The sequence below is a fragment of the Hydrogeniiclostridium mannosilyticum genome (genome assembly GCF_003268275.1).
In the GTDB taxonomy this organism is placed as follows: domain Bacteria; phylum Bacillota; class Clostridia; order Oscillospirales; family Acutalibacteraceae; genus Hydrogeniiclostridium; species Hydrogeniiclostridium mannosilyticum.
Map to the genome: position 1 here is coordinate 291,159 of NZ_QLYR01000001.1, position 18,087 is coordinate 309,245.

Genomic DNA, 18,087 nt, shown 5'->3' on the forward strand with positions numbered 1-18,087 from the left:
ATGCTTTCCTCTTTTTCCTCTAACGCCATTCTGGCAAAGGCGAGGGCCATGTACGGCCGACGGCTGAAAACCGAGGATTACCGCGCGCTGCTTGCCTGTAAAACGGTGGGCGAGGTGGCCGGTTATTTAAAATCGCAGACCGCCTACGGCTCCATTCTCGCCGGCATCAATGAAATTGAAGTGCACCGGCTTCAGCTTGAAACCAAGCTGCGTCAAAAGCTTTTTGATGACTATGCCGCGCTGTGCCGCTATGAAATTTCCGTAGGCGAGCACTTTTCTCAATATCTGATTACCCGCACGGAAATTGAGCAAATTCTTCACAGCATTCTCCTGCTTAACGCAGATATGCCGGAGGAATATTTGTTTTCCATGCCCATGTATCTCAGCCGGCACACACGAATCGACCTCTCCTCTTTGAGCCGGATTAAAAGCTTTGACGATTTATTGAGCGCGCTTGCCCATACCCCTTACCGCGCGTTATTAGAGCCCTTCCGTCCGGCAGAAAACGACCGCTTGCACTTTACTGAAATTGAAAATGCCCTGTATACCTACCTGTACGGAAATGTATTTCAGGTAATCGGCCGTTATATGAAGGGTGAAGCCGCCAGGCAGCTCACAGAGCTGTTTGACTCTTATATAGACCTGCTCAATTATGTGCGGATTCTGCGCCTGAAATTCACCTACCGCTCCGGAACGGATTTCATTCGCAGCACCCTGTTCCCCTACGGCGCCTTTAGGAAAAAGCTGCTGAACGAGGTTTTAGCCGCCGAGTCAAAAGAGCAGATTGATGCCGCTCTGGCAAAGACCTCCATCGGCCGCCAGATTGCAAAGACAGAATACAACTATGTAGACGAAATTCCCAACCGGGTCAAGTATAAAACATGTCGGCGCGATATTCGCTTTTCCACGCATCCCTCTGTGGTAATGATGAGTTATATTTTTCTGACGCAATGTGAGATTTACGATATCATCACCATTGTCGAAGGGATTCGCTATCAGCTACCGCCGGATGAGATTGAAAAGCTATTGACTGTTATTCGATTTGATCCTGTATAAATAAGCAATACGCCACTGGAAAGGGAGCGAACTCATTGGCAGTCTTAAAAATCAAAGTGGCCAGCATTATCGGCAGAATGACCGCCCTTGATAATGTGACGGCCGTGTGTGGAAAAGCAGGTATATTCCACCCGGACAACCCATTGTCCTTTTACTCGGATACCTCTGACTTTTCACCACTCAATGAAGAGAACCCCTATATAGAACCCCTGCAGCAGCTTGCAGACGCAGTCGATGGAAACCACAAGCGCCTGTACCTGCTGGACGCCCCCGCACTGGAAGGGGTCAATTATACCGAAGACGAAATTGACGCCTACATTTCCACCATCTCGGAAAAATTCGGCGGCCTGCAGGCCGACCGGTCCGATGCCCAGCAGCGCATCGAGGATTATTCGCGCGAAATTTCTCAAATCAGCCATTTCACCGGCATGGCACTGGACCTTGACTCCATCCGAGAGTGCTCATACATCAAGGTCCGCTTTGGGTTCATCCCCAAAGAAAGCTTTGAAAAACTTAAGCACTATGACCAAAATCCCTACATCATCTTTTTTCCCTGCTCCAGTGACGACGAGCATTATTGGGGCATCTATTTTTCACCGGTGGATCAGGTCAGCGAAGTGGACCGCATTTTTTCCAGCCTTTACTTTCAGCGGGTTCGTCTTGCAGAGCTCAAGGATACCCCGGAGCAGGCTGTCGCAGACCTTCGCAGTGCGAGGGAAGTACAGCTTGAACGGATTCAGCGCATTGACTCGCAGCTCTCCTCCCTTTGGGAGCAGGAAAAGGACCACTGCCTGAAGCTTTACTCCTGGCTGCGGGAGCATTCGGTTTATTTCGGCATCCGCCATTTCGCTGCAAGGTACAATGACAATTTCATTTTGACGGGCTGGATACCGGCAGAGGATGAGGCTCTTTTCCGGGCTGAGCTGGACAAAATTCCTTCCGTTGAGCTTTATTTCGAGGATGCAAGCGAGGAGCTCGCCCATTCTCCGCCTGTCAAGCTGAAAAATCATAAGCCCTTCAAGCCTTTTGAATTTTTTGTGGACATGTATGGGCTTCCCCAATATAACGAACTGGACCCTACAACTTTTGTCGCCATCACCTATTTTCTGTTGTTCGGCATCATGTTCGCCGATGTTGGCCAGGGAATTTGCGTCTCGATTGTAGGCTGGCTGATGTGGAAATTTAAGAAAATGAAGCTGGGCCAGGCGCTGATTCCGTGCGGAATTTCCTCGGCTGTTTTTGGCGTTGTTTTCGGTTCGGTGTTTGGCTATGAACATGTCCTGGACCCCTTCTACCAATCCGTATTCGGCCTAAAGAGCAAGCCTATTGAAATTATGGAACCCGACGCAACCGTTGGCATCATCATTGCCGCCGTCTGCATTGGCATCTTCCTTGTGCTGACTGCTATTTTAATCAACATTGTCTGTTCCTTGAAGCAGAAGCATTACCAACGCGCCCTATTCGGGCCCAATGGGATCGCGGGCTTTGTCTTTTATGGGGGGCTCGTGCTTGGGTTCGGCGGCCAGATGGTTTTAGGCTGGCCTATTCTCAGTCTGCCCTATATTCTGCTGGTGATTGTACTCCCGTTGATTATCATTCTCTTTCAGGAGGTTCTGGGCGGGCTTGCCGAGCACCGGCCGGACTGGAAGCCGGACAGCTGGGGCAGCTATATTGCTGAAAATTTCTTTGAGCTGTTTGAGGTGCTGCTCGCCTATGCCAGCAACACAATCTCCTTCCTGCGTGTCGGCGCTTTCGTGCTAGTACACGCCGGGATGATGACCATGGTCTTCACTTTGGCCGATATGAGCGGCGGTATTGCCTATATTTTAATTGTAGTAATCGGCAATATCATCGTAATGGGCATGGAGGGGCTTTTGGTCGGTATTCAGGTCATGCGCCTGGAATTTTACGAAATGTTCAGCCGCTTTTTTGAAGGCGGTGGGCGGCCCTTTAAACCCGTTGTTGTCCGCGGGGAATTTTAACCCGGTTCCCCTTTTATTATATCATCTATTATTTTTTAGGAGGTACCCGTTATGACTTACATTATGATCGGCATTTCTGCGCTCGCATTGATTCTTTCTATTGCTTACTCCGTGTATTCTGTCAAAAGAGGCCGAAAGCCTGCGCGTGCGTTTGCTTACCAGCTTCTCAGCTTTGTTGCCATCTGTGTTGTATGCTTCTCTGTGCCGGCAGTAACGCAGGCTGCTACAAATGATGATGCCGCCCCAACTGCTACAGCTGCTGAAACCACCCAAACAGAAGCGGCCGGCGCCTCCTCACAAAATGGGTTGGGCTTGATTGCCGCAGCGCTCGCAGTCGGTATTGCCGGCATCGGCGGTGGCATTGCGGTTGCCGCAGCCGCCCCTGCTGCTATTGGCGCCACCAGCGAGGACCCCAAGGCCTTTGGTAAGGCGATGATTTTTGTTGCTCTCGGCGAAGGCATCGCCTTGTATGGCCTGCTGATCGCTATCCTGATCTGGATGAAATGTTAACCCCTTCCTTTTGGCAGGAGGTTTTTATATGCGCTTTTATTTAATCAGCGACAATGTCGACACTCAGGTGGGGCTGCGCCTTGCAGGGATTGACGGAGTTGTCGTTCATGAGCCCGCAGAGGTTGAAAAAGCCTTGGATAGAGCAGTAAAAATGGAGGACGTAGCTGTTATTTTAATTACAGAAACGCTGCTTCAGCTGTGCCGTGAAAAGGTGTACAGCCTCAAACTCAACTGCAAACGGCCGCTAATCGTCGAAATTCCCGACCGGCACGGCAACGGACGTACCAGCGACTCTATTACCCGTTACGTCCGCGAAGCAATTGGCCTGAAACTATGAAGCCGCGCCGGGCGGCTGGACTGGAGGGAACCCTAAATGCCTATTAACACCACTCCTGTTAATAATGAGGAAGAAAAAGTCAACAAATTTTATACGGCGATCAACCATTACGCCTTGGAACAGCGTAAAAAAATTGAACATGAAATTGCCGAGTTCAAGTCCAAAAAGCTGGAAGAGGCCGAAAATGAGGTTTTAGCAGAGGCCTACCACCTGATTCAAAAAGAAATGGCTCAGATGCGCGGCGGCATTTCCAGAGAAATGGCAAAAAGGGAAATTGACTGCCGGCGCGGTCTGTTGGAACAGCGCCAGAAGATCACCGATGAGGTTTTTAAGCAGGCAGCGGAGTCACTGCTGCAATATACCCAGACAGACCGCTACCCTGCTCTTTTGCAGAAACTTGCAAAGGAAATTGCCCTGTTTATGCAGAAGAAGGAGTGCGATGCGCTTATTATTTACCTGAAGCCGGGAGATGAAAAATACCGCGATTCTATTGTGCCCCTGTTTTCTGCCCCCTGCTCCTTTGTATCGGACCCGGAAATTCAGCTGGGTGGGCTGCGCGTCTCCTGCGAGGCAAGGAGGCTTGTCGCGGATTCTACCCTCGATGCCTTATTAAAGGACCAGCTTCCCTGGTTTGAGGAGCACTCTCATCTGGCGATTTCTTGAGGAAAGGAGCCAATTCATGAACAAGTCCAACGATGTAATTTACGGAATAAATGGACCCGTTGTCACACTGAAAAATTCCCGCAGCTTTTCCATGATGGAAATGGTCTTTGTGGGGAAGGAACATCTGGTGGGCGAGGTCATCGGGATTACCGAGAATCTGACCACCATCCAGGTCTATGAAGAAACTACCGGGTTATTTCCCGGCGAACCCGTTGAAGGCACTGGAAGCCCAATGAATGTCACTTTGGGCCCCGGTATTCTCGACAATATATTTGACGGCATCGAACGCCCTCTGAAGGCCATTCAGGAGCAGAGCGGCTCCTTCATCTCCCGCGGCAGTAACGTCTCCGCATTGGATCAAAAACGGCTTTGGGCGGTTACGCTGACCGTTCATGAGGGCGACCCCGTAAAGGGCGGCAGCATCTATGCAACACTGCCGGAGACCGCTATTATTGAGCACCGCTGCATGGTGCCGCCGAATCTTTCCGGCACCATCACCAAGGTTATGCCCAATGGACAATATCATGCAGACGACACCATTGCGGAACTCACGGACGAAAAAGGCACCGTACATTCGCTGACTCTTTGCCAGCGCTGGCCTATTCGAACCCCGCGCCCGGTCGCCAGTCGCCTGCCCACCAATATTCCACTCATTACCGGGCAGCGCGTTATCGATACGCTCTTCCCTATCGGCAAAGGCGGTACCGCTGCAATCCCCGGTGGTTTCGGCACCGGCAAAACGATGACGCAGCATCAGCTGGCAAAATGGTGTGACGCCGATATTATCGTTTATGTAGGCTGTGGGGAACGCGGCAATGAAATGAGCCAAGTGCTTGATGAATTTAGCAGCCTGATGGACCCTAAATCCGGGCGCCCCATGACAGACCGTACTGTTTTAATTGCCAATACCAGCAACATGCCGGTAGCGGCCCGTGAAGCCTCCATCTATACCGGCATTACGTTAGCTGAATATTACCGTGACATGGGCTACCATGTCGCTATTATGGCGGACTCTACCTCTCGCTGGGCCGAGGCACTGCGCGAAATCTCAGGCCGTTTGGAGGAAATGCCTGCTGAAGAGGGGTTCCCCGCCTATCTGCCCAGCCGTCTTTCCGAGTTTTATGAGCGCGCCGGCCTGACCGAAAACCTGAATAACAGCAACGGCTCTGTAACCATCATCGGCGCCGTATCTCCGCAGGGCTCCGATTTTTCCGAGCCCGTTACACAAAACACCAAGCGCTTTACACGCTGCTTCTGGGCGCTGGATAAGGCACTGGCCTATGCCCGCCATTATCCGGCCATCAACTGGACACAGAGCTATAGTGAATATTTTACTGACCTGGACCCCTGGTACACAAAGGAGCTTGGTGAGGACTTCGTCAAGTACCGCAAGCGCATCAGCCGGATTTTGCAGGAAGAAAACCAGCTGATGGAAATTGTCAAGCTGATTGGTTCCGATGTTTTGCCCGACGACCAGAAGCTTGTAATTGAGATTGCACGCGTAATCCGTGTCGGATTTCTGCAACAGAACGCCTTCCATAAAGACGACACCTTTGTCCCCCTCCCCAAGCAAAAGCGGATGATGGAGGCCATTCTCTATCTCTATGACAAGGCCAAGCAGCTCGTCGCCGCCAGTGTACCCATCTCCAGTGTGATTGAAACCGGCTTACTGGATAAGCTCGTGAAGATGAAATACGATATTCCAAATGATAACCCCGCGTTATTTGATGCGTATCTCTCTGAAATCGACCAAAAGCTCGCGCAGATCGTTTCTGCATAGGAAAGGAGAGTGAAGTCAAATATTATGTTGCTTGATTATGTTGGCGTAACCGAAATTAATGGCTCCCTGATTGTCATAGACGATGTAGAAAACGCCTCCTTTGAAGAGGTTGTTGAAATCCGTTTAGCAGACGGTTCCATGCGCCAGGGCCGAATTGTAGAAATGGACGGCAAGCGTGCTGTTATTCAGGTATTTGAAGGCACGCGCGGAATCGCCCTCGATAATACCCGCACCCGTCTGACCGGCCACCCTATGGAGCTGGCGCTTTCCCCGGAAATCCTCGGGCGTGTATTTGACGGCGCCGGACGCCCTATCGACGGCTTGGGGGATATCTTCCCCGAAAAGCGGGCCAACATCAACGGCACCCCGATTAATCCTGTTGCCCGTATTTACCCCAAAAACTACATTAATACCGGTATCTCCTCGATTGATACCCTGATGACGCTGATTCGCGGCCAAAAGCTGCCCATTTTCTCAGGCTCCGGTATGAAGCACAACGAGCTTGCTGTACAGATTGCCCGTCAGGCGAAAATCAGTGACGAGGGGGAGAAATTTTGCATCATCTTTGCCGCAATGGGTGTTAAAAATGATGTTGCAGAATATTTCCGCCGCTCCTTTGACGAATCCGGCGTCCTACAGCGTGTTGTCATGTTTCTCAACCTGAGCAACGACCCGATCATCGAACGCATATTGACGCCCCGCTGCGCATTGACCGCTGCGGAATATCTGGCCTTTGAGCAGGGGATGCATGTACTGGTAATCATGACGGATATGACCTCCTATGCAGAGGCGTTACGCGAATTTAGCTCCAGCAAGGGTGAAATTCCCGGCCGGAAGGGATATCCGGGCTACCTATACTCCGACCTGGCCTCCCTTTATGAGCGAGCCGGTATGGTAATAGGCAAGCAGGGCTCCGTCACACAAATTCCCATCCTCACCATGCCTAATGACGATGTGACGCATCCCGTCCCGGACCTGACCGGCTACATTACGGAAGGGCAGATCGTACTGGACCGCGCGCTGGATAGCGCCGGTACCTACCCGCCGGTTTCCGTGCTCCCCTCTCTCTCTCGTTTGATGAAGGACGGCATTGGCGAGGGCTACACCCGCACAGACCACTCTGCCCTTTCCAACCAGCTGTTTGCTTCCTATGCACATGTAATCGACGCCCGCTCACTGGCTTCTGTTATTGGTGAAGAGGAGCTTTCCCCCTCCGACAAAAAATATCTCGAATTTGGTAAGCTCTTCGAAAAATATTTTGTCAATCAGGGCTTTAATGAAAACCGCACTATTGACCAAAGCCTAGACTTAGGCTGGAGATTGCTTTCTGTTCTGCCGCGTGAAGAGCTGGATCGTGTTGATGAGGAAACGCTAAACCAATATTATCAACCCTCCGACGGTTCCATTCAGGATATTTCTGTTGAGGAGAAGTGAGAAAGGGGCTTGTGATTGGTTATGAGTGTACAAACAGTCCCCACCAAGGGCAACCTGCTGGCCGCCAAAAAGTCCTTGGCACTTTCCAAAAACGGTTTTGAGCTGCTTGACCGCAAGCGCAATATCTTGATTCGCGAAATGATGGGCCTGATGGGGCGTGCGTCCAATATCCAAAACAAGATTGACGACACCTATGCCCAGGCCTACCAGGCCCTACAAATGGCTAACATTACACTGGGAATCTGTAGCGAGCTTTCAAAAACAGTACCGCTTGACAATAGCCTTAATATCGCCTACCGTAGCGTTATGGGGGTTGAAATTCCTATGATCTCCATTGGAGAGCCTTCGGATATGCTGGTTCCATATGGCCTCAATTCCACCAATATTATGATGGACAGGGCCTTTCTGAAATTTAATGAGGTAAAGCAGCTGACCGCAGAGCTTGCCGAAGTGGAAAACAGCGTTTATCGTCTAGCAGATGCGATTAAAAAGACGCAAAAACGTGCTAACGCGCTGAAAAATATTATGATTCCACGCTTTGAAGAAACTGTTAAGTTTATTACAGACTCACTTGAGGAAAAAGAACGTGAAGAATTTTCCCGCTTAAAGATTATCAAACGGCAAAAAGAAAAGCTCGGTCAAGCATAAGGGATCTCTTCAAATCTGTGTCCGTTGGGCACAGATTTTTTTATTGCATAAAGAAGGCCTCCTCCGGCAAAATACCGAAAGAGGCCTTCCATATTCTATTCGTCAACGAACAACAATATTGACCAGTTTTCCCGGCACTGAAATTTCTTTCACAATGGTCTTGCCTGAAATTTCGGCCTGAATTTTCTCCTGATCCTTGGCAAGCTCCAGCAACCCTTCCTTACTTGTGTCAGCTGGTACGGACACACGCGCGCGAACCTTACCATTTACCTGTACAACAACCTCCACCAGTGCATCTACGCATTTGGCCTCGTCATAAACCGGCCAGGCCTGCTGGCATACCATGCCCTCAAAGTCCTGTTCAGCCCATACCTCTTCCGTCACATGGGGGGCAAACGGGTTCAGCAGCAATGTGAACACCTTCAGTTCATCCCTTGTAATGCTTCCATTTCCGCTGATCTCATTCATCAGGGCCATCAGGGCGGCGATGGCCGTGTTGAATTTCAAGTTTTCAACATCCTCGCCGACCTTCTTTATGGTTTTATGGAAAACGCTTTCCATCTCCGGACGAATACCGGCGCCATCAATCAATAGGTTTTGCAGGTTCCAATACCGTTCGACAAAACGCCGGCATCCCTTTACGCTGGTAGTGCTCCACGGCGCAGCCTTTTCAAAATCACCGATGAACATCTCATACAGCCGAAGTGTATCTGCGCCGAACTCGCGGACTACATCGTCCGGATTTACCACGTTTCCGCGGCTCTTGCTCATCTTCTCGCCGTTTTCGCCGAGAATCATCCCGTGGCTGGTACGTTTAGCGTAAGGCTCGGCAGTGGGCACAACGCCAATGTCATAGAGGAATTTATGCCAGAACCGGCTGTACAACAAATGCAGCGTGGTATGCTCCATCCCGCCGTTATACCAGTCTACCGGAAGCCAGTAATCCATTGCCCCCCGGTCTGCTAAGGCTTCCGTATTATGCGGGTCAATGTAACGCAGAAAATACCAGGAAGAACCTGCCCACTGAGGCATGGTATCCGTTTCACGCTTAGCCGGCCCCCCACAGCAAGGACAGGCGGTGTTCACCCATTCCGTCATATGCGCAAGCGGGGACTCGCCATTGTCCGTCGGTTCATAGCTTTCTACCTCTGGCAGCCGCAACGGCAGCTCACTCTCCGGCAAGGCTACATAGCCGCATTTCTCACACTGTACAATCGGGATAGGTTCTCCCCAATACCGTTGACGGGAGAATACCCAATCGCGCAGCTTATAATTAACCTTTTCGCGGCCAAAGCCCTTTTCCTGCATGTACTCCTTTATTCTGACCTTAGCCTCCTCTACGCTTAGGCCATTCAGGATTCCTGAATTTACCATCGTGCCGGTCGCGCAGTCTGTAAAGGCCTGCTCTTCTACGTTACCGCCCTGTACGACCTCAATAATGGGCAAATCAAACTTTTTGGCAAATTCCCAGTCCCGGGAGTCATGCCCCGGTACCGCCATAATAGCACCTGTACCATAGGAAACCAAAACGTAATCTGAAATAAAAATCGGAATTTCCTTTCCGCCGACAGGGTTGACCGCGCACACGCCCTTCAGGCGCACGCCGGTCTTTTCCTTTGCAAGCTCCGTGCGCTCAAATTCGGACTTTTTAGCGGCTTCCTGCTGATAAGCATGTACCTCGTCAAGATTTTGAATCTGCCCGCTCCACTTCTCAATCAGTGGATGCTCGGGAGACATCACCATATAGGTCACACCATAGAGCGTATCCGGCCGTGTGGTAAAGACGGTCAGCTGGTCGCCCACGGTTGTTCCAAAATCCACTTCCGCACCGGTTGACCGGCCAATCCAGTTTTTTTGCTGTGCCTTAACCCGTTCAGGATAATCTACCAAATCCAGGTCGTCAATCAAGCGCTGGGCATACTCCGTAATTTTCAGCATCCACTGCGATTTAACCTTGTGCACCACTTCGCTGCCGCAGCGCTCACAAACACCGTCGACTACCTCTTCGTTTGCCAGCACACATTTACAGGAGGTGCACCAATTGACTGACATTTCCTTTTTATAGGCCAGCCCATGCTTGAATAATTGCAGAAAAATCCATTGAGTCCATTTATAATACGCCGGGTCGGTAGTATTGATCTCACGGCTCCAGTCAAATGAAATACCGAGCGATTGAATCTGCTGCTTGAAACGCTCCACATTCTTTTTGGTTACAATGGCGGGGTGAATATGATTTTTAATGGCATAGTTTTCTGTTGGCAGGCCAAAAGCATCCCACCCAATCGGATAAAGCACATTATACCCTTGCAGGCGGCGCTTACGCGCCACAATGTCCAGTGCCGTATAGGGGCGCGGATGCCCAACATGCAGCCCCTGCCCGGAAGGATAGGGAAACTCAATTAACGCGTAAAACTTCGGCTTATCCATGCTCTGCGCCGCATGGAACACGCCGGCCTGCTCCCACCTGTTCTGCCATTTTTTTTCAACGGCGGTGTGGTCATACCTCTCGTATTTCATTCTAGTCGCTCCCATTATTAAAAAATAGTCATTCCACAAGCGGAATCAATTTTCTTTTATAACCTCTGACAGGTCTACGGCTGCTCCATCCTGCCACAGCCGGTCAAGGTCGTAAAACTGGCGGGCCTCCTTTGTAAACACATGAATAACTGCCGAACCGTAATCCAGTAAAATCCAGGAGTTGGAACGGTAGCCCTCAATATGGGACGGCTCCGCACCCTGTTCATTTTTCAGCCGGAACTCAACCTCGTCGGCAAGCGCCTTTACATGCGTCCCCGACGTACCTGTTGCAAGAACAAAATAGTCAGCCAGCGACGAAATTTCATCAATTTGAATCAGGCTCAAATCCGCCGCCTTTTTTTCATCTAAAATCTTGATGGCACTGAGCGCCAGCAATTTTGACTCCATAAAAAAACCTTTCCGCCGCCCGAACGGCCTCTGTTTTATTTGTTAAGGGAGAATTTCGGCAGATCTCCCAGCCAACACCAGCTGATTGTAAGCCTGTATTGTATCCGGGTGAATTGGCTGGTTATGCTCTGCCAATTCCCGAATAGTAAAAATCATCCCTTCCACTATCGCGCTGTCCATGCTGATATACGCCTTTTTTCGCAAATCCTCCACGCCCGGAAAATCGCGGTCTGCGGAGATAAAATCTGCCAGAAAGATAACCTTTTCCAGCAACGTCATATCCGCCCGCCCGGTAGTGTGGTACCTTACCGCGCAAATCAGACCTGCATCCCTTACCTTCAACACTTTTTCAATGTAAGCAGCGCCTAGAATCGCATGCCAGAGCTTTTTCTGCGCATGCTCCAGATCCGTTAATATTATACCAAACCGCTCCATCAATTTCAACTGCTCATCCCCGGGAAGATCCTTCATAATATCATGGAGGATTCCGGCCAAGCGTGCCTGCTCCGGGTCCGCACCATAGCGGCGGGCCAAATGCTCCGCCTCGTGGGATACACAAACCGAATGATAAAAGCGCTTTTCAGACAGAAGCGGCCGCACCGCCGCTTCTGCTTTCTCATAAGTCATCATCTGTTAGCCCTCATATAACCTTTTCTTTTTAATATAGGCTGCTACATCAGGGGAAAGGAGGCCTTCCAGCGATTCTCCAGCCCGTACTCTGCGACGGATTTCCGTAGAGGAAACCGGTAAAAAAGTAATGGGACAAAGCCATACGCTGGCCCCCATCGCTTCAAGACGCTCTTTCTGAGCCTGCATTTTTACAGAGCTGCCTCCCCGCGGCGCCGCGGCAATAGCCGCCATCTTTATAATTTCCGAGGCACGGCGCCAGGAGTCCAGAGTCAAAAACATATCCTCCCCCATTAAAAGGAACAGCCTGTCCCGTGGGTATTTCCTGCGAAGATAGGCCAATGTATCCACCGTATAGCTTTTTCCCCGCCGCCGGATTTCAACTCCGCTGACTGCAAACAAGGGATTCCCCTCCGTCGCCAAACGGCACATTTTCAGCCGCTGCCGCCCCGGCACAAGCTGCTGCGCCCTTTTGTGCGGCGGCACACGAGTGGGAATCAGTAAAACCCGGTCAAGCTCCAGCAACCTGGCAAATTCGCCCGCTACATGCAGGTGCCCCGCATGCAGCGGGTTAAATGTACCGCCCAAGATCCCCAGCTTCATCAAAGGCCTCCCTGAAAAGAAGTATTAAGCCCGGGCTTATTTTTTCACCTTGGGCAGAACAATGGCCGGGTCCTTCTTTTTGGCCCGGTAAAGAACAAACTTCGCCCCGATGACCTGTACAACTTCGGCGCCGGTCTCGCGAGCCAGCTGCTCAGCAGCCTCGCGCGGGCTCAGCGGCGCTGTTTCCAGCACCTTGCCCTTTAACAGCTCCCGGGCCTCTAGGGCGTCATCCGTCTGCTTGACGATATCCGGGCTCATCCCAGACTTTCCGACCATTAAAATTGTATCTGCCTCAACGGCTAACCCGCGCAGAAAGGCGCGTTGTTTACTGCTTAACATCAAATTATTGTCCCTCTCCTCTTTTTCTCAATTCCTCAGTCAGTTTCCGCAGGGCAACCCCCCGGTGGCTGACTGCGTCCTTTTCCGCCCCCGTCAGCTCCGCGAACGTCTTATCTCCCACCAGAAAAACAGGGTCATAACCAAATCCATCCTCACCGCGCGGTTCATGCGCGATCATTCCCTCGCATGTACCGCGTACCATCAACTCGCTGCCGTCCGGGAAAGCACAGCAAACGGCACTGACAAACCGGGCTGTGCGGTCCTTTGCCTGTACGTTGAGCAATTCACCCAGCAGCTTCTCGATTCGCTCCCGGTCAGTCGCATTTTCGCCCGCATAACGGGCGGAATACACTCCCGGCGCGCCGCCAAGGGCGTCCACCTCCAGTCCTGAGTCGTCCGCAACGCTTGGCAGCCCTGTTGCCACACAAGCGGAACGTGCTTTCAATGCGGCGTTCTCCTCAAAGGTAGTGCCGGTTTCCTCCACCTCCGGCAGGTCGGCGGAAACCACATGAATATTCAATGGCTCCAGAATGCGCTGAAGTTCTTTCAGCTTATGTTGATTATGTGTCGCCATCACAAAAGTACGCATTGGTAATCTCTCCTTATTCATCCGGTTCAGTTTCAACGTGCAAAAAGCGCTTCTGCAAACTCGTCCGCGTTAAAGGGCTGTAGGTCGTCGATCTGCTCGCCAACACCAATAAACTTCACCGGAATATCGAGACTCTCCCGTATTGCAAGAACAACACCGCCTTTGGCCGTGCCGTCCAGCTTTGTCAGAACAATTCCCGTCACATCGACAAAGTTCTTGAACTCACGAGCCTGATTGACAGCATTTTGCCCGGTGGCGGCGTCAAGAACCAGCAGCACCTCTTTATCGGCGCCGGGAAGTTCACGGTCGATAACGCGATTGATCTTTGCCAGCTCATCCATCAGGTTCTTTTTATTGTGAAGCCGTCCCGCCGTATCGCAGATGACCACATCTGCTCCGCGCGCCTTCGCAGCGGAGATTGAATCAAACACCACGCTTGCGGGGTCGCTCCCCTCCCCCTGCTGAATCAGGTCGCCGCCGCTGCGCTGCGCCCAAACCTCAAGCTGTTCAACAGCAGCGGCCCTAAACGTGTCTGCAGCGGCAATCACCACTTTTTTGCCCTCTTGTTTAAAGCGTGCGGCCAGCTTGCCAATGGTGGTTGTCTTTCCCACTCCGTTGACCCCAATAACCAAAATAATGGACGGCCTGGTGTTCAACTGAAGCGCCTCGCCGCCCCGCAATAAATCTGCGGTAACTTCCTTTAAGAGCCCAAAAATACGCTCGGGATCCTTAACGCCTTCCTGCTTGACCCGCTGGCGGCACTCCTCACAAATGCGCCCAGCGGTAGAAACGCCCACATCCCCCATTACCAGGAGCTCCTCCAGCTCCTCAAATAATTCGTCGTCAATCTTGGTAAAGGAGTGCAGCATGCCTTGAATGGAGGCGCTTACATTTTCTCGCGTTTTGCGCAGCCCCTCCTTAATTTTAGAAAAAAAGCCCAAACCGGAACCCTCCTCGTCTTCATCATTCTCCTATTTTCATCTTACCAAACTAGCCGGTAAAAATCCATCATTTCATTCCTAATTTCTGCTCAATTTCACCGGCGCGAAGCTCCAGCAGCTTAGAGACGCCCTCATCCTGCATTGTCACGCCGTAGAGCACGTCTGCCTCCTCCATACTGCCACGCCGGTGAGTAATGACGATAAACTGCGTATTCTGGTTCATCCGGCGTAAATAGGCCGCAAAACGATTGACGTTTACATCATCCAGGGCCGCCTCGATTTCATCCAATACACAAAAGGGCGGCGGGTTGACCTTCATGATGGCAAAATAGAGTGCAATCGCCACCAGCGCCTTCTCACCACCGGAAAGGCTCTCCAGGTTGGTTACAATCTTGCCAGGCGGCTGGACGGCTATATCAATACCGCAGGCAAGGATATTCTCCGGATCATTCAAGGTCAAATCCGATGTGCCGCCGCCGAAAAGATCCCGGAAGGTATGCCTGAAATTTTCGTTAATCTGCTGAAAGCGTTCCAAAAATAACTCCCGCATCTGGCGGGTCAGATCAAAAATCAGTTTATTCAGCTCGTCCCGGCTCTTTTCAACATCCTGTACCTGGGCGGATAAGAACGCATAGCGCTCGCTGACCTCCTTATACTCCTCCACCGCCGCTACATTGACGGTACCGAGGCCGCGAATTTTAATTTTAAGCTCATTAAGCCTTTTCTGCGCCGCCGGTATGTCCGCCAGCTTTTCAAAGGTCTCCTCCGCCTCGCGGCGTGTGAGCTCGTACTCCTCCCACAACCGGCTGATAATTTCATCATATTCCTTTTGTAAATTATTGCGCCGCTCCTCCAGGCGGGCCAGTTCATGGCCAATTTTTTCATGGGCGTCTGATTGTTCCTTCTCCTGTGCCCGCAGCTCCGTAGACCGGCGGTCGAACTCCATCCTGCGCTGGTTTAAGCGCTCGATTTCCTCCTTCTGAAGCGTGCCCCTACGGCGAAGGGCAGCGGCTTCATCCATAACCTGATGAATTTTATTTCTCAGCGTGGTAATTTCCGCCTGTGTTTGGTCTATTTCACCATGTAGAGCCGTTACCCGGCCCGCATGGTCAAGCTTACGCCTTTCTATATCCTCGACCGCAGCCACTAACGCATCGCGGTCCTTTTGCAGCGCCACGCTCTGCATTCTGCTTTCCTGAATGGCGTGAAGCAAGGCATCCGATTGCTGATTCTGTTCTCCCCGGCTGCCGCTGAGCATAGAAAGCTTTTCCTGTAATGCGACCATTTCCGCTTCGCAGCGCTCGACCTGCTTCTGCACCCCGATGCGCTCTTTCTCTAGTTCCGCATAACGAGCCGCCGCTCCGGCTTCTTCCTTTTCCAGGCTGTCGATTTCCTCCGCCATTTTATCTCGGTCTGCCTGTGTATGCTCCATCGCCGTACTAAGGCGGAACCGTTCTTCCTGCGCGGCGGAAAGCTCGCTCTTCGCCGCCGCTACCTCAGCCTGCGCGGCGGAAAGCTCCTCCTGCGCCGTCTTCTGCTCGCGAAGCGCCTGCTCCAGCCCTTCACGCAGGGAGAGCGCCTGTTTATGCAGTTTTTCTATTTCTACGGCACGGCTGAGCAAACCGGAATTTCGTGCCAGGGAGCCGCCGGTCAGAGAACCGCCCGCATTAACCACCTGACCGTCCAGCGTAACAATGCGGAACCGGTAGCCATAGCGGCGGGCAATCGCTACGGCCGAATCCAAATCCTCGGCGACAACAATCCTGCCCAAAATGGAGTTAAGCACCCCCTGGTATGCAGGCTCGCATTGGCAAAGCGCAGCCGCAATCCCTACAAAACCCGGGCAGCCTTCCAGCCCCTTCTCCTGCAGTACATTTCCCCGCACGGTCGTCAGTGGCAAAAAGGTCGCGCGCCCCTTGTCCTTTTGCTTCAGCAAAAGAATCGCCCGCTTTGCATCCTGCTCCTCACTGACAACAATATTTTGCATAGCAGCGCCCATCGCCATCTCAACGGCGACCGTATAGGCGCCCGGTACACGGATCAACCTGGACACCGGCCCATGAATCCCTGACAGGACACCATGGCCGGCCTCTTTCATTACGGCCTTGACGCTTTGGGAGAACCCCTCCAGATTGCGCTCCAGTTCCTCCAGCAAGCGGGCTCTGCGCTCTTTTTCATCCGTGTCCAGACGCAGCCTCTCGCTCTTTTGCCGGGCCTCCTCCGCACGCCGGCTGCGGCCGGCTAGGCGCAGCTCGTAGCCCTTGACCGTATTGGTTAACGAGGTAATGCGGGCCTCTGTTTCGTGCAGCAGCTTTTCATAGTCCTTGCAAAGCTTATCAAAGGACTGCCACTGAAGCTTACGCGCTCCCTCGCTTTCTGTAATTGCCCGGCGCCGCAGGGCAATTGCCTCCATGGAGGCGGAAGCCGTTGAAAAAGCCACCTTTAGCTCTGTCAAAGAAGCGCTTTTTTCCGTGGCCTCGCCAGAAAGACGCGAAGCCTCGCCAGAAAGGTTATCCATGCTCCTGCGCAGCTGCTCCAGCTCTTCTTCCAGGCTGGAGCGCTTTTTATCCAGCTCCGCGCGCTCCTGCTCCTTGGCCTTTGCGCCCTCTGTTTTCTGGCGGATCTCCTCTGCCATCTTCTGCTCCGAGGCCGAAGCTTGCACAATTTCATTCTCCAGCCGGGAGATGGTCTCCTGATGGTGGCGAATGTCATTTTCTAAAACAGAGCCCTCGCCGTCCTTGCGCACAGCCTGTTCCTCAAGTTCTGAAATCTCCTTGCGGATTTCATCAATTCGAGCTGAGCAGGCTGTATTCTCTGTAAAGTTACGGTCGATCTCGCCGTCAATTGCCTGCAGTCTTTTCTCAATTTCCGCGGACTGGTTGCGAGCGATCATCATTTTATCATCATGTTCGCGCAGGATTTTTCCCGAGCAATCGAGCGTGTTCAGCCACAGGCCGATTTCAAGCCCTCGTTTTTCCTCGGAAAGCTCCAGATATTGCCGTGCTTTTTCCGCTTGGACCCGCAACGGCTCTACCCGCTGCTCCAACTCGGTCAAAATATCCCGCAGGCGAACCAGATTTTCCTCTGCCTTTGCGAGTTTATTCTCCGACTCCTCCTTGCGGTAACGAAAACGTGAAATCCCGGCGGCTTCCTCAAAAATCTCCCGCCGGTCCTCACTGCGTGCCGCGACAATGCTGTCAATCCTGCCCTGGCCGATGATGGAATAACCATCCCGCCCAAGGCCGGTGTCCATAAAAAGCTCATTGATGTCTTTCAGCCGGACAATATTCTTATTAATGAGATATTCGCTTTCCCCCGAGCGGTAATACCGGCGGGTAATAGCCACCATATCGCCGTCAAAAGCCAGCTGCCGTTCCGTATTGTCAATGGTCAGGGTTACCTCGGCAAACCCCTGCGGCCTGCGAACCGGAGTCCCATTAAAAATAAGCCCCTCCATCTTCAGGCAGCGCAGCGTTTTAACAGATTGCTCCCCCAGTACCCAACGGATTGCATCACAAATATTGCTCTTTCCGCTTCCGTTGGGCCCGACGACGACGGTGATTCCATCGTCAAAAGTCAGAGCCGTCTTCTCCGGAAAGGTCTTAAAGCCCTGCAGCTCCAACGATTTTAATTTCACGGAATCGCCTCCTTAA

16 protein-coding genes are annotated in these 18,087 nt (G+C 52.0%); 8 read left to right on the plus strand and 8 right to left on the minus strand.

Going from position 1 to position 18,087, the window contains the following annotated elements:
• The 8 genes from DPQ25_RS01430 to DPQ25_RS01465 are packed head-to-tail and all read left to right on the plus strand — an operon-like array spanning position 1 to position 8,410.
• Positions 1-1,056 carry a V0D/AC39 family V-type ATPase subunit gene (locus DPQ25_RS01430; protein ID WP_112331395.1) on the plus strand — a complete coding sequence of 352 codons (1,056 nt, stop codon included), beginning with the start codon at positions 1-3 and terminating at the stop codon, positions 1,054-1,056.
• 35 nt (positions 1,057-1,091) lie between these two features.
• On the plus strand, positions 1,092-3,038 hold the full coding sequence (locus tag DPQ25_RS01435; protein WP_112331396.1) for a V-type ATP synthase subunit I: 1,947 nt from the start codon (positions 1,092-1,094) through the stop codon (positions 3,036-3,038).
• 51 nt (positions 3,039-3,089) lie between these two features.
• The gene (locus tag DPQ25_RS01440; RefSeq protein ID WP_112331397.1) at positions 3,090-3,548 is read left to right on the plus strand and encodes an ATP synthase subunit C; all 459 of its coding nucleotides are present in this window, start codon (positions 3,090-3,092) and stop codon (positions 3,546-3,548) included.
• A gap of 28 nt (positions 3,549-3,576) precedes the next feature.
• Positions 3,577-3,885: a V-type ATP synthase subunit F gene (locus tag DPQ25_RS01445; protein WP_112331398.1), complete on the plus strand. Its 309-nt coding sequence runs from the start codon at positions 3,577-3,579 to the stop codon at positions 3,883-3,885.
• A 36-nt stretch (positions 3,886-3,921) separates the two neighbouring features.
• Complete coding sequence (locus DPQ25_RS01450) at positions 3,922-4,548, plus strand: V-type ATP synthase subunit E (RefSeq protein WP_112331399.1); 627 nt, start codon at positions 3,922-3,924, stop codon at positions 4,546-4,548.
• Positions 4,549-4,564: 16 nt separating this feature from the next.
• Positions 4,565-6,328, plus strand: coding sequence for a V-type ATP synthase subunit A (locus DPQ25_RS01455; protein WP_112331400.1), 1,764 nt, complete (start codon positions 4,565-4,567; stop codon positions 6,326-6,328).
• A 24-nt stretch (positions 6,329-6,352) separates the two neighbouring features.
• Complete coding sequence (locus tag DPQ25_RS01460; protein ID WP_112331401.1) at positions 6,353-7,762, plus strand: V-type ATP synthase subunit B; 1,410 nt, start codon at positions 6,353-6,355, stop codon at positions 7,760-7,762.
• Positions 7,763-7,783: 21 nt separating this feature from the next.
• The gene (locus DPQ25_RS01465) at positions 7,784-8,410 is read left to right on the plus strand and encodes a V-type ATP synthase subunit D (RefSeq protein WP_112331402.1); all 627 of its coding nucleotides are present in this window, start codon (positions 7,784-7,786) and stop codon (positions 8,408-8,410) included.
• 102 nt (positions 8,411-8,512) lie between these two features.
• Here DPQ25_RS01465 and leuS read toward each other — a convergent pair whose 3' ends face one another.
• From leuS to smc, 8 genes are all read right to left on the minus strand, one after another.
• Entirely contained in the window at positions 8,513-10,927 is a 2,415-nt protein-coding gene (gene leuS, locus DPQ25_RS01470; RefSeq protein ID WP_112331403.1) for a leucine--tRNA ligase, read from the minus strand.
• Positions 10,928-10,972: 45 nt separating this feature from the next.
• Complete coding sequence (gene rsfS, locus DPQ25_RS01475; RefSeq protein WP_112331404.1) at positions 10,973-11,335, minus strand: ribosome silencing factor; 363 nt, start codon at positions 11,333-11,335, stop codon at positions 10,973-10,975.
• 42 nt (positions 11,336-11,377) lie between these two features.
• On the minus strand, positions 11,378-11,965 hold the full coding sequence (yqeK, locus tag DPQ25_RS01480) for a bis(5'-nucleosyl)-tetraphosphatase (symmetrical) YqeK (protein WP_242978185.1): 588 nt from the start codon (positions 11,963-11,965) through the stop codon (positions 11,378-11,380).
• Between the two features lie 3 nt (positions 11,966-11,968).
• Positions 11,969-12,565 (minus strand): nicotinate-nucleotide adenylyltransferase, encoded by a 597-nt coding sequence (nadD, locus tag DPQ25_RS01485; RefSeq protein ID WP_112331405.1) that lies wholly within the window; start codon positions 12,563-12,565, stop codon positions 11,969-11,971.
• A 36-nt stretch (positions 12,566-12,601) separates the two neighbouring features.
• A complete protein-coding gene (gene yhbY / locus DPQ25_RS01490; protein WP_112331999.1) occupies positions 12,602-12,904 on the minus strand; it encodes a ribosome assembly RNA-binding protein YhbY in 303 nt (100 codons plus the stop codon).
• Between the two features lie 4 nt (positions 12,905-12,908).
• Positions 12,909-13,493, minus strand: coding sequence for an XTP/dITP diphosphatase (locus DPQ25_RS01495; RefSeq protein WP_112331406.1), 585 nt, complete (start codon positions 13,491-13,493; stop codon positions 12,909-12,911).
• 32 nt (positions 13,494-13,525) lie between these two features.
• On the minus strand, positions 13,526-14,434 hold the full coding sequence (gene ftsY, locus DPQ25_RS01500) for a signal recognition particle-docking protein FtsY (protein WP_112331407.1): 909 nt from the start codon (positions 14,432-14,434) through the stop codon (positions 13,526-13,528).
• Between the two features lie 67 nt (positions 14,435-14,501).
• A complete protein-coding gene (smc, locus tag DPQ25_RS01505; protein ID WP_112331408.1) occupies positions 14,502-18,071 on the minus strand; it encodes a chromosome segregation protein SMC in 3,570 nt (1,189 codons plus the stop codon).
• Between the last annotated feature and the right edge of the window lie 16 nt (positions 18,072-18,087).

Coding starts and splice junctions, on each gene's coding strand:
- DPQ25_RS01460 (WP_112331401.1), top strand. CDS start 6,353: ATGTTGCTTGATTATGTTGGCGTAACCGAAATTAATGGCTCCCTGATT.
- DPQ25_RS01445 (WP_112331398.1), top strand. CDS start 3,577: ATGCGCTTTTATTTAATCAGCGACAATGTCGACACTCAGGTGGGGCTG.
- DPQ25_RS01440 (WP_112331397.1), top strand. CDS start 3,090: ATGACTTACATTATGATCGGCATTTCTGCGCTCGCATTGATTCTTTCT.
- nadD (WP_112331405.1), bottom strand. CDS start 12,565: ATGAAGCTGGGGATCTTGGGCGGTACATTTAACCCGCTGCATGCGGGG.
- leuS (WP_112331403.1), bottom strand. CDS start 10,927: ATGAAATACGAGAGGTATGACCACACCGCCGTTGAAAAAAAATGGCAG.
- DPQ25_RS01455 (WP_112331400.1), top strand. CDS start 4,565: ATGAACAAGTCCAACGATGTAATTTACGGAATAAATGGACCCGTTGTC.
- DPQ25_RS01465 (WP_112331402.1), top strand. CDS start 7,784: ATGAGTGTACAAACAGTCCCCACCAAGGGCAACCTGCTGGCCGCCAAA.
- DPQ25_RS01450 (WP_112331399.1), top strand. CDS start 3,922: ATGCCTATTAACACCACTCCTGTTAATAATGAGGAAGAAAAAGTCAAC.
- yhbY (WP_112331999.1), bottom strand. CDS start 12,904: ATGTTAAGCAGTAAACAACGCGCCTTTCTGCGCGGGTTAGCCGTTGAG.
- DPQ25_RS01495 (WP_112331406.1), bottom strand. CDS start 13,493: ATGCGTACTTTTGTGATGGCGACACATAATCAACATAAGCTGAAAGAA.
- DPQ25_RS01430 (WP_112331395.1), top strand. CDS start 1: ATGCTTTCCTCTTTTTCCTCTAACGCCATTCTGGCAAAGGCGAGGGCC.
- yqeK (WP_242978185.1), bottom strand. CDS start 11,965: ATGATGACTTATGAGAAAGCAGAAGCGGCGGTGCGGCCGCTTCTGTCT.
- rsfS (WP_112331404.1), bottom strand. CDS start 11,335: ATGGAGTCAAAATTGCTGGCGCTCAGTGCCATCAAGATTTTAGATGAA.